We start from the raw sequence: 2,304 nt of genomic DNA, 5'->3' as shown, positions 1-2,304 counted from the left end.
AATCCACTAATCCATAAGGCTAGGGCCCAGACAAAAGGCCAATCATCAAAACCGGACCGAACCCGAGTCAATCTCCGAAACCAGCTCCGGCGTCAGCAGGGTATACCCATCAGTCCCGGGCAACCAGGCATAGACTTCCTCGCCGTCCCTAAGCGAATAGCCCAGCTTCTGGATATCCACCTTGCGGTATTTGAAGGTTCCGGTTTTCTCGATGGCGTGGGTGATGCGCACAAACACCGGTACTGCATAGGCCGGCAGATTGTCCCGCAGATAGGCGAATAATCTGTTCACATCGAACTCTTGGCCATTACTGTGGGGAACCAGGGTCACCATGCCGGCCTTACCGTTGGAGCCGGGGATCTCGACGCCGTAGACGATGGCTTCCTCGACCATCCCCGAGCCGTCGATGATGTTTTCCACTTCCGTCGTTGAGACGTTTTCGCCCTTCCAGCGGTAGGTATCGCCCATACGGTCGACGAACTGCAGGTGGCCGCACCCGATTTCCTTCAGGACATCGCCAGTGTTGAACCAGGCGTCCCCCTTCTTGAAAGCGTTGCGGAGGATCGATTTTTCCGTGGCCTCTTTCTGGGTGTAACCCTCGAACGACCATTTCTTGGTGATCTCGCCGATCAACAGGCCGGGCTCGCCTTTTGCGACTTCCTGCATGAAGCCTTTTTCGTTACGAACTGGATCCCGTGTGCCGTCGTGGAATTTCACCAGCTTGTAGGGGGCGGTGGAAAAGCCCACGGTGTTGTCCATATTGAAAAAGTTGCTGAAGCCGATGTTGCCTTCGCTGGAGGCGTAGAGCTCTGCGACTGTCTCTATCCCGAAGCGCTGCTTGAATTCCTTCCAGATGGAGGGGCGGAGGCCGTTGCCGATCATTTTGGTGAGGCTATGGTTCCGGTCCTGTTCGCTGGGTGGCTGGTTCAGCAGGTAGCGGCAGAGTTCGCCGACGTAGCCGAAGGTGGTGGCGTGGTAATAGCGAACGTCGTCCCAGAAGGCGCTGGCGGAGAACTTGCGGCGCAGGGCAATGGCGGAGCCGCCGGCCAGGACGGACCCCCAGCAGACCAGCAGAGCGGTGCCGTGATAAAGGGGGAGCGTGCAGTAAAGAACGTCCTCCGGCTTCATGGCCAGAGACATCAGGCCAAACCCGCCGTAGGCCATTATAAATTTGCGGTGTGAGCCCGGGGCGGCCTTGGGCAGGCCGGTGGTGCCGGTGGTGTAGAAGGTGGTGGCGCGGGTGTTTTCGTCCAGCTCCGGGAAATCGAATTCAGCCGGGGCCTGTTGCAGCAGGGCTTCGTACTCGCCGGCGATGTCCAGTTGGGAATCCAGGTTGCCGCCTTCGTCGTCCAGCAGCACGTAGCGTTTGACGGTTTCGATGCGGTCTTTCAGCTCTTCGAGAACCGGCAGAAACTCGCGGTTCACCAGAATCACGTCGTCCTCGGCGTGGTTCAGGGTGTAGAGAATCTGTTCCGGGCTCAGGCGCACGTTCACCGTGTGCAGCACCGCGCCCATCATCGGGATGGCGAAGAACGCTTCCAGGTAACGGTGGGTGTCCCAGTCCATCACCGCCACGGTGTCGCCGGGCTTGACCCCGCACTCCGCCAGCGCGCCGGCGAGCCGGTTGACCCGCTCTTCCAGATCCCGGTAGCTCATGCGACGCTGGTCCGCGTAGACGATCTCCTGCTCGGGAGCGTTACGCACGCCGGATTCCAGAATGCTGTTGATCACCAGCGGCGATTCCACCGCTTCGGCGGTGCGCTGAATGGTCAGGTCGTTACTCATTGCTCTCTCCATCACCAAACAAAAATTAAAAAGTGAAACAGGGTCACGGTCCCGGGTTCAGCCCGGGCCGGTCAGTTTAAGGGGATCCAGCAGCGCTTCCAGACGCTGGCGATCCAGATCGGTGTGCGCAAGCGCCACCTCAATCACCGGCTGACCGGTGGAAAACGCTTCCTTGGCGATGGCGGCGGCCTTTTCGTAGCCGATCACCGGATTCAGGGCGGTGACCAGAATCGGGTTGCGGCCCACGCCTTCCGCCAGGTGCTCCTGGTTCCAGGTCAGCCCTTCGATGGCCTGGTCGGCCAGATTACGGCAGCTGTTGGCCAGCCAGCGGGTCATATCCAGCAGATTGGTGGCCACCAGCGGCAGCATCACGTTGAGCTGGAAGTTGCCGCTCTGGGCCGCCACGGTGTTGGCCTGGTCCAGCCCCATGACCTGGGCCGCCACCATGGTGGCGGACTCGCAGATTACCGGGTTTACCTTGCCGGGCATGATCGACGACCCGGGCTGGGTGGCCGGCAG

General features: G+C 60.4%; 2 protein-coding genes. Both read right to left on the bottom strand.

Features of this window, described 5'->3' with window-relative positions; translation table 11 throughout:
- Positions 1–45: 45 nt before the first annotated feature.
- Positions 46–1,785, bottom strand: a complete 1,740-nt coding sequence (locus tag B2W52_RS11000) for a long-chain-acyl-CoA synthetase (protein WP_286803031.1) — start codon at positions 1,783–1,785, stop codon at positions 46–48.
- Positions 1,786–1,842: 57 nt separating this feature from the next.
- A partial coding sequence (locus B2W52_RS10995; protein ID WP_286803028.1) for a lyase family protein occupies positions 1,843–2,304 on the bottom strand: 462 nt, incomplete at its 5' end.

Origin of the sequence: Marinobacter sp. UBA2498, assembly GCF_002341575.1 — a bacterium.
GTDB classification, from domain to species: Bacteria; Pseudomonadota; Gammaproteobacteria; order Pseudomonadales; family Oleiphilaceae; genus Marinobacter; species Marinobacter manganoxydans.
Note: the sequence above shows the minus strand (reverse complement) of the source record. Positions and strands in the feature narration are given on the sequence as shown.